At 69.8% G+C, this 8155-nt stretch carries 7 protein-coding genes and 1 pseudogene; 4 read left to right on the top strand and 4 right to left on the bottom strand.

Annotated elements, in window-relative coordinates:
- Window positions 1–149 precede the first annotated feature (149 nt).
- Both CLM62_RS52610 and CLM62_RS48400 read left to right on the top strand, forming a co-directional pair.
- Complete coding sequence (locus tag CLM62_RS52610) at window positions 150–725, top strand: helix-turn-helix domain-containing protein (RefSeq protein ID WP_257004537.1); 576 nt, start codon at window positions 150–152, stop codon at window positions 723–725.
- Window positions 726–879: 154 nt separating this feature from the next.
- A pseudogene (locus CLM62_RS48400) lies at window positions 880–988 on the top strand (IS5/IS1182 family transposase); the annotation flags it as partial.
- A 255-nt stretch (window positions 989–1243) separates the two neighbouring features.
- Here the strand turns inward: CLM62_RS48400 and CLM62_RS48395 are convergent.
- Window positions 1244–1915 carry a TetR/AcrR family transcriptional regulator gene (locus CLM62_RS48395; protein WP_257004533.1) on the bottom strand — a complete coding sequence of 224 codons (672 nt, stop codon included), beginning with the start codon at window positions 1913–1915 and terminating at the stop codon, window positions 1244–1246.
- Between the two features lie 68 nt (window positions 1916–1983).
- On the opposite strand from CLM62_RS48395, the gene CLM62_RS48390 reads away from it, so the two are divergent.
- Both CLM62_RS48390 and CLM62_RS48385 read left to right on the top strand, forming a co-directional pair.
- Complete coding sequence (locus CLM62_RS48390) at window positions 1984–2823, top strand: alpha/beta fold hydrolase (protein ID WP_095756300.1); 840 nt, start codon at window positions 1984–1986, stop codon at window positions 2821–2823.
- Between the two features lie 219 nt (window positions 2824–3042).
- Complete coding sequence (locus CLM62_RS48385; RefSeq protein WP_095756288.1) at window positions 3043–3873, top strand: enoyl-CoA hydratase/isomerase family protein; 831 nt, start codon at window positions 3043–3045, stop codon at window positions 3871–3873.
- A 381-nt stretch (window positions 3874–4254) separates the two neighbouring features.
- Here CLM62_RS48385 and CLM62_RS48380 read toward each other — a convergent pair whose 3' ends face one another.
- From CLM62_RS48380 to CLM62_RS48370, 3 genes are read right to left on the bottom strand one after another with little or no spacing between them, the layout of a single operon-like run.
- On the bottom strand, window positions 4255–4782 hold the full coding sequence (locus CLM62_RS48380; RefSeq protein WP_143659308.1) for a hypothetical protein: 528 nt from the start codon (window positions 4780–4782) through the stop codon (window positions 4255–4257).
- A gap of 50 nt (window positions 4783–4832) precedes the next feature.
- Window positions 4833–6581 (bottom strand): ABC transporter permease subunit, encoded by a 1749-nt coding sequence (locus CLM62_RS48375; RefSeq protein ID WP_095756286.1) that lies wholly within the window; start codon window positions 6579–6581, stop codon window positions 4833–4835.
- A 6-nt stretch (window positions 6582–6587) separates the two neighbouring features.
- Window positions 6588–8111 (bottom strand): ABC transporter substrate-binding protein, encoded by a 1524-nt coding sequence (locus tag CLM62_RS48370; protein ID WP_095756285.1) that lies wholly within the window; start codon window positions 8109–8111, stop codon window positions 6588–6590.
- Window positions 8112–8155: the final 44 nt, after the last annotated feature.

The following is an 8155-nucleotide window of genomic DNA, read 5'->3' as shown; positions in this document are numbered from 1 at the left end:
TGTTCCAGTGGTCGATGTGATTCTTCGCGCAGGTCCCCCTGCGCGCCCGTTTCTCGCGTTGCGGCCGGGTTGATGTGCTGGCCACGACGCTACTTCCTGGGTATGGAAAAGTAAACTCAGGTGAGGTGGGCCCCGGTCTCGACCGGGACATGTCTAACTGCTCGATTGCCCGGACCCTTGAGGTCGTGGGTGAGAAGTGGACGATCCTGACCCTGCGTGAGGTCTGGTACGGCTCGTCCCGCTTCAACGACTTGGAACGCGTCCTCGGCTGTCCTCGCAACCTCCTCGCGGCACGGCTCCGGATGCTCGTGGAAGAAAGGATTCTGGCCACCGAGACCTACAAGGAACCGGGCTCGCGGAGCCGGCCGAAGTACGTGATCACGCCCAAGGGTGTGGATCTCGTCCCGGCGGTGATGGGGCTCCTGCAGTGGGGCGACCCTTACCGCGCCGACCCGGAGGGCCCGGCCGTATTGGCGCGGCACCGCGGATGCGGCGCGCACGTCCTTGATGGCCATCTGCAGGGTGGGTCGGGGGCCTCGGCTGCTGCTCGGTTGAATGTTGTGACGTCGCTGGACGCGGGTAGCCGTCGGCGGCCGCGAGTACGGCTCGGTCTCCCGTCTCGCGCAGTCGTCGGCCCGACGCCAGGACGGCGGCAGCGGCGGGGCTCCGCAAGATCGGTTACGGGAAGTACGTCCTTTCCGACGCATGGGAACCAACCCCTTTGAAGGGCCCAACAACCGCTTAACCGTGTGGCGTTGCCCCAGACGCATAGCCCGTGTCCAGGATTCCGGGTCAAGGCCCCTACGTGCTGACGTTCACCCAGGCCCTGCAGCAGGAACTCGCCGAGAGTCCCGTCGTGGTGCAGGCTGTGCTGCCGGGCGTCTCGCCCGCGACTACGAGACCCTGCGCCAGCTCCGAAGTCATGATCCACATCGCCTCGGTCGACAACCTCACCAGGCGCATAACGGACGAGACCACCCCTACCTGACGAGGAACTTACTCGTGCCCCGGCATGCCCGACCACCCCGCACCATCGGCCCTGACCGGAACCTTGGAACGCAACCCGATGACCTCGCAACAGCGGCTGGGCGGCAAGAGTGGGTTCCTGTTCGACTCTCCTTCTCCGCAGTCGTAGACCTGGTCCGTCTCGGGGCCCAGGTGAGGCCCGGCGGAAAGGGCGTTGCTCACGGCCATGGTCCGCCATCTGGCGGCGCCACCCGTCGTGGGCTTCGGTCGGCTGTGGTCAGGCCTCCAGGCTCCTCGCCGTCGGTTGGTCGCTGTTGCCGTGTGCCAGTGACGCGAGAATTTCCTTGCGGCAGACATCGAGGATTTCGTCCGCCAGCGGAGAACCGTCCGGGCATGCCCGCGACAACATGATCGCGCCGATCGAATGGGCGAGCATGTCGATCACCATGGTGCGGGCCGCGCGCTGGTCCGCATCCCCCGGCGTAGCGCTTTTGGGCTGAAGGGCCGTCAGCAGGTTCTCGATCCCCGCTGCGAACTCTGTTTTGATGTCCGCTGGCTGACGTGCGGCGTCGCCGCTGAGGGCCGCGATGGTGCAGCCGTCACTGCGCCCGTCGCGATGCTCCCGGGAGACGTAGTTCTCGACGAACTCGGCGGGGTCCAGACCTTTTGTCCGTGCCGCGGTCTGTGAGAGCCCGCTTGCGGACGCTTCGGCCATGAGGTCGGCCTTGGAGCGGAAGTGCTTGTAGAACCCGCCATGGGTGAACCCGGCGGCTGCCATCAGTTCTGCCACGCCGACACCGTCATAGCCGCGCTCACGGAACAGCCTGGCGGCTGTCGCGACGATGTGCGCACGGTTGCGCTCTGCCTGTGCCTTGGTGACCCGCATGTCCAACCGCCCCTTCTTCGGTCGACGCTCGACAGTCCAGCGTACATAGATGTCGATCGACATCAAAGCGGTTGACTTTTTAGATTATGACCGTCATCGTATTGCTCACCCGCCACAGAAAGGGCCAGGCCATGAGTGACACACACCTGACTGCACCGACTCGTTTCATCGAGGTCGACGGCGACCGATTCGCCTACCGGCGCTGGGGCAAGCCCTCCGGCGTCCCGATCTTCCTGGTCCAGCACTTCCGCGGAGGAATGGACAACTGGGACCCGCTGCTCACCGACGGCCTGGCCGAAGGCCGTGAGGTCATCCTGTTCAACGGGCGCGGCATCGCCTCGTCATCCGGCACGCCACGCAACCGGATGGAGGACATGGCCGACGACATCGCCGCCGTAATCCGGGCGCTGGGGCTGGAGCAGGTCGATCTGCTCGGCTTCTCGATCGGCGGTTACCAGGCGCAGGAGGTCACGCTGCGCCACCCCCAGCTGGTGCGCAAGCTCCTCCTGCTCGGCACCGGCCTCCGAGGCGGGGACGCGACGATGCACCCCAAGGTGCCGGAGGTCGCACTGAATCCGGTCCCCGGCCTGGAGGACTTCCTCTTCCTGTTCTTCGGCCGCTCGGAAGCCGCGCGCGAAGCGGGCCGGGCCTTTTGGGAGCGACGTCACCAGCGGGCCGACCAGGACACGCCGAGCTCGCCCGCAGTCGCGCAGGCGCAGTTCGAAGCGACTACGGCCTATGCGGAACCGCTGCCGGGCGAGAATCCCTATGCCTACCTGAACGCGATCACCCAGCCGACGCTGGTCCTCAACGGCGAGAACGACGTGATGATCGCCTCGATCAATTCCTGGCACCTCGCCCAGAACATCCCCAATGCTCAACTGCTGATCTACCCCGATGCCGGGCATGGAGCGCAGTTCCAGTACCCCGAGCGGTTCCTGAAGCACGCCCTTCAGTTCCTCGACGAGTAACACCTGCGGGGCTTCGGTGTAGTCGCTGACGCCTGGTCCGTGATGATGGGCCAGCTCATCGGATCCCCGGAATGCGACAGGCACACCTTCTCAGGCCAGCATCCCGTCCGACCCCTCGGCGGTCAGGTCCGCGAGGTGCGAACGGGCCGATAGCAGCCCTGACCGTCGGACCACCATGCCGCCACGCCCCCGTGGCGCATCGCCCTTAAGGAGTACACGATGACGCAGCCCAGCACGATCAGCGTCGAGAGCCCGACCCCCCGGATTCGCAAGATCACATTCTCGAACCCGCCGGTGAACCTGATGGTCCCGGAAACCTTCGCCCGGCTGCGGGAGGTCATCACGGAGATGAGCGAAGACCCGGAGGTCCACGTCGCCATCTTCACCAGCAGCACACCCGGCTACTTCATCAACCACTTCGACATCGCCGCGGCCGGCGACGTTGCGCCGCCGGCCGAGGGGGAGGTGCCGCCCGCCGTCGACGTCATGATGCGGTTGACGAAGGCCCCGTTCATCAGCATTGCGGCCATCCGCGGACGGACCCGGGGCGGCGGGAACGAGCTGGCGCTTGCCTGCGATCTGCGCTACGCCAGCCGTGAGCAGGCACTGTTCGGCCAGCCGGAGGTCGCCAGCGGCCTGCTGCCCGGCGGTGGCGGCAGTGAACGCCTGCCTCGGCTGATCGGTCGCGACCGCGCGCTGGAAGCCATCCTCGGCAGCGACGACTACGACGCCGACCTGGCCGAGCGCTACGGCTGGATCACCCGCGCCCTGCCGGACGCCGAGCTGGACAGCTTCGTCGAGGGCATGGCGGCACGGCTCGCGTCCTTCGACAAGGCCGTGCTGGGCGCCGCCAAGGCCCAGATCAACCGGGCGACCCTGCCGCCGGACGTCGACGTCCACGCGGCCTATGGGGAATTCCTGAACTCGCTGACCGGGCCCGGGTTCCAGTCGCGGCTGCCCGGAGTCGGCAAGCTCATCGCCGAACTGGGCATCGAGGAGTGGCAGCGGAACCTGGGCAAGCACCTCGGTCTCGCCAACCAGCAGGCGTAGTCGTCCACACCCGCTGCGACGGACGCCACGGCCGCACACCTCATCCACACGCACAGCAGCCCCCGCTCCATGTCCCAGCAGCTCTCGGCACCGGACCTACAGGAACCGAGGGTGACTACGATGAGCTGATCCCCCGCTGAGGTCGTAGGTGGCGGGGGCGGTGCGAGCGGCGGGTGGGGTGTTCGTCCCGGTCGGCGGTGTGATCACCTGACGGTGATCGTCTGCCCGGTAGCTCCCCATGCTCTGACAGGCCCGCCAACTGCCCAACAGCGAACTCAGCTTCGCGCGAGGTCATCGGCAAGCTGCAGGCCAAGCACGGGGACGTTGTCCTGCCCAGGGATGCAAACGCTGACCGCGCAGGACGGCCCCGGTCCTGCGCGGTCATCCTCCGACCACCGCACGCAGCCATCGACCGTGGAGGCAGAGCGTGTGGTCATCGCCGATCGGTTCTGAAGGCTGCCGGTCCCAGCGCCGTCCACCACTGGTCGGCCAGTGCGTCGATGAGCTCGTCGTGGTCGTGGGGGCCTCGCGTACGACCGTGAAGTACATGGTGCGGTCCAACTGCATCATGAGCGTGAGGATGCGTTGACGTGCCACTTCGCGTTCCGGTCCCTTCCGGAAGGACCCCAGGTGGGTCGCCATGGCGTCGACGGCCTTCAGGAGGCTGCTGTACCAGCGGTCGGCGACCTTGGACTCGACGGCGGCAAGGGCCTGTTCCATCGCGTCCCAGCGCAGCCGGTCGCGATGCCACAACCGCGTGGTCTGCTCGACCCAGTCGCGTACCGCTGCCCGTGAGGGGTCCGGCAGGAGGGAGTCGAGGCGGCAGCGGACCGCTATGTGCCCCTGCGAGCGAGCTTCCCCGAAGGTGGCTGGCTGTCGGCCTCGGACGTCGTGATGCTCCGGGGACACCTAGCGGCTGTGGTCACAGTGCGCTGTCCGGGGACGTCGGTGACGGGCCCTCAGCGCCGCTGACCCAGCCCACTGCCCGAAACGGCGAGCACCGAGAGCAGGACCAGCGCACCGGCCGGCCCCAGCACGGTCCACGGCGCGAGTTCGACGTACGGCTGGTTCTCCGACAGCAGCCTCCCCCACTCCGGCGTGGGCGGCTGCTCGCCCAGCCCCAGGAAGCCGAGCGAGGCCAGCACCAGGACGGTGGTGGGCAGTCGTAGGAGGGCGTTGCGCAGGAGGGCCGGGCCGACCGCGGGCAGCAGGTGGCGGCGCAGCAGGTGCAGGCGTCCGGCGCCCATCGTGACCGCCGCGGCGATGTGACCGCCGGCGCGTTCCTGTTCGACCAGCGCGCCGGTCTGGGCGGCGTACGGCGTCCATCCGACCACGCACACCGCGCAGGCCGCGCCCCACACCGACGGCCCGGTCACGCCCGCGATCAGCAGTCCCGCGAGCACGGCCGGCAGGGTCGTCATCACCTCCGTCAGACCGGCGCTCGCCCGGGGCACCATGCCGAGCAGCAGCCCGGTCACGGCGCTGACCGCCGTCACCGCGAGGGCCACGCCCGCCGTGCGCAGCGCCCCGTGCCCCAGCCGGGCCAGCAGATCGCGGCCCAGCGAGTCCGTGCCCAAGGGGTGCGCGGCGGAGGGCGGCAGCAGTCGTGCCGCCGTGTCCACCTCCAAGGGGTCGCGCAGCAGCCCGGCCACGACGAGGGCGAGCAGGGCGAGCGCGCAGCCCCCGGCGACCCACCGCAGCGAGCGCGGCGGGGCGAGGCGCGGCCGGTGCAGAGTGGGCAGGGAACCGTCTCGCAGCGGCCGGCCGATCAGCGCGTTCCGCAGCGCCCGTACGAGGACACCGGCCGCCACCCCGAGCAGCACCAGGGCCAGCGTCGCGGTCTGCAACACCGGCAGGTCCTGGGCGATCGCGGCCTCCAGGGCGAGCCGCCCGAGACCCGGAATGTTGAAGATCTTCTCCACCGCGACCGCGCCGCCGACGAGCGCCACGACGGTCGGCAGGAACTGGGGCAGGACGCCCGGCAGCGCGCGCCGCAACGCGTTCCGGGCGAGGTAACTCGGTGGCAGCCCGGCGGCGTACGCCGTCCGCGCCCATGGTTCGTGGAAGGCGGCCGGCAGCGCCTGGTCCAGCAGTCCGCCGATCATCGCCCCCGACGGGATGCCGAGGGCGAGCGAGGGCAGCACCATCCACTGCGGTCCCTCCCAGCCGCTGGACGGGAACCAGCCCCACCACACCCCGCACACCGTCGCCAACAGCGAGGCCAGCAGGAACTTCGGCAGCGCGGCCAGGACAGCGGCCCCCGTGCCCGTACGGTCCTGGCGCAGGCGTCGCCGGGAGCCGAGGACGACCGTACGGGCGCAGACCAGCGCGGCCACCACCAGCGTGACCACGAGCGCGCCCAGCATCAGCGTGACGGAGACGGACAGGGCCGTGCCGATCTGGGGCAGGACCTGCTCGCCCGACACCCAGGAGACGCCCGCGTCGCCGCGCGGCAGACCGCCGATCCAGTGCAGGAGATGGGCGAAGGGCCCCTGATCCAGGTCCAACTGTTCGCGTACGGCGTCCAGTTGCTCCGGCGTCGGATCCTGGTCGGCGGAACGGGCCCGCAGCACCGTCAGCGCCGGGTCGGTCCCGGACAGCCAGGGCAGCAGGGCCACCGCGGTCAGCAGGCCGGCCCCGGCGACGACGCGACCGAGCGCCGCCGGCCACAGGAGAGGGCGGGCGGCGCTGCCGTAAGTGGCGCTCATCCGGGGTTACTTCAGGTGCGTGTCGATGTCGACGAGGGAGCGTTCGCGCGGGTCGAGGAGCACGCCCTCCACGTCGGTGGCGATGCCCTGCACGACCTGCTCGTGGACCAGCGGCACCACGGCGTCGGTGCGCAGGATCTCCGCCTCGGCACGCATGATCTTCCGCTGGCGCTGCTCCGTGTCGCCTTCCTCGCCCGCGGCCTTGACGGCCTTGTCCACGGCCCCGTCCTTCAGGCCCGCGATGTTGTAGACGCCGTCGCTCATGTAGTCGCTGGCGAGATACCCGACGGCGTCACCGGTGTCGAGGAGGGTCACCCGGGAGAAGACGAGCGCGTCGTACTTGCCGGCGAGGAGGTCGGCCTCCATCTGCGTGTACTCGCGCACGTCCTGCTTCACCGTGAACCCGGCCTTCTCCAGCTGCTGCTGGAGCACGGTCGCGGCCTCCGGAAGCTCGGCGCGGTTGGTGTAGGTGGCCAGGCGCAGGGTCTTGCCCTTGGTCTTGGACGTCACCTGGGCCGCGGTGGCGGCCTCCGCGCGGCCGGTCACCTCGACACGGTCGTCGGCGGCCCAGGGGACGGCCGGCCCGAACAGGCCCTGCGCGGGGTCGGCGTATCCGCCGAAGACGGAGTCGACGAGCGCGGAGCCGTCCACGGCCTCGCGGGCGGCGGCGCGCAGCGAGGCGTCGGCGAAGAGGCCGCTGCCGGTGTTGAGGATCAGGCTGTCGGTGCGCACGGACGGCACCTCGTGCCGGGTGTCCGCTTCCAGCAGCTTCGCCTGCGCGGTCGGGATCCACTCGGCGATGTCGACGTCGCCACCGCGCAGGGCGCCCGCGCGGGCGGTGCCGTCCGCGATCCAGGTGACGTCGATGCCGGAGGCCTTCGCCTTGCCGCCCCAGTAGCCGTCGTAGCGGCTGAGGGTGGCTTTGGTCTTGCCGTTCAGCTTGGTGAGCTCGAAGGCGCCGGTGCCGGTGCCGACCGGGCTGACGGCGCCGTCCTTGCCGTACGCCTTCGCGGAGAGGACGGCGAGGGCGGGGCTGGCCAGGCGCAGCGGGAGCACGGGGTCGGCCGTCTTGGTGGTGAGCGTGACGGTGTCGGCGTCGTCGGCCTTGGCGGTCAGCGTGACGTCACTGAGGACACGCGGTTTGGTCTCGGCGGCGTTGGCCTGGTCGAGCGCGTTGACGACCGATTCGGCGGTGACCTCGGTGCCGTCCTGGAAGGTGGCCTCGCGCAGCTCGAAGGTCCAGGTGGTGGCGTTCTGCTGCTTCCAGGACTTCGCCAGCGCCGGTACGGCGGTGCCGTCCTTGCCGAGCGCGGTCAGGCCCTCGGCGACGGACAGCTTGCTGAGCACGGTGGCGTCGTTGCTGTACGGGGACAGGGCCTGCACCGGCGGCACGGCCAGCGCGACCCGCAGCCGACCGCCCGTCCCGTTGTCGGAGCCCGCGTCGCTGCCGCTGTCGCTCTGGGCGAAGCAGCCGGCCAGCAAGGGGGTGAGGGCGAGCGCCGCTATGAGACCGCGGGAGGTGGTGCGCATGTCTGTCCTGTCGTACGGAAGAGCGGGGCATGCCGACGGTCCGC

Origin of the sequence: Streptomyces sp. SA15 (assembly GCF_002291145.1) — a bacterium.
In the GTDB taxonomy this organism is placed as follows: Bacteria; Actinomycetota; Actinomycetes; order Streptomycetales; family Streptomycetaceae; genus Streptomyces.
This window is presented reverse-complemented; position numbering and strand designations above follow the sequence as displayed.

Excerpts from the sequence above, each read along its gene's own strand:
- CLM62_RS52610 (WP_257004537.1), top strand. The coding sequence starts at position 150 with ATGTCTAACTGCTCGATTGCCCGGACCCTTGAGGTCGTGGGTGAGAAG.
- CLM62_RS48395 (WP_257004533.1), bottom strand. The coding sequence starts at position 1,915 with ATGTCGATCGACATCTATGTACGCTGGACTGTCGAGCGTCGACCGAAG.
- CLM62_RS48390 (WP_095756300.1), top strand. The coding sequence starts at position 1,984 with ATGAGTGACACACACCTGACTGCACCGACTCGTTTCATCGAGGTCGAC.
- CLM62_RS48385 (WP_095756288.1), top strand. The coding sequence starts at position 3,043 with ATGACGCAGCCCAGCACGATCAGCGTCGAGAGCCCGACCCCCCGGATT.
- CLM62_RS48375 (WP_095756286.1), bottom strand. The coding sequence starts at position 6,581 with ATGAGCGCCACTTACGGCAGCGCCGCCCGCCCTCTCCTGTGGCCGGCG.
- CLM62_RS48370 (WP_095756285.1), bottom strand. The coding sequence starts at position 8,111 with ATGCGCACCACCTCCCGCGGTCTCATAGCGGCGCTCGCCCTCACCCCC.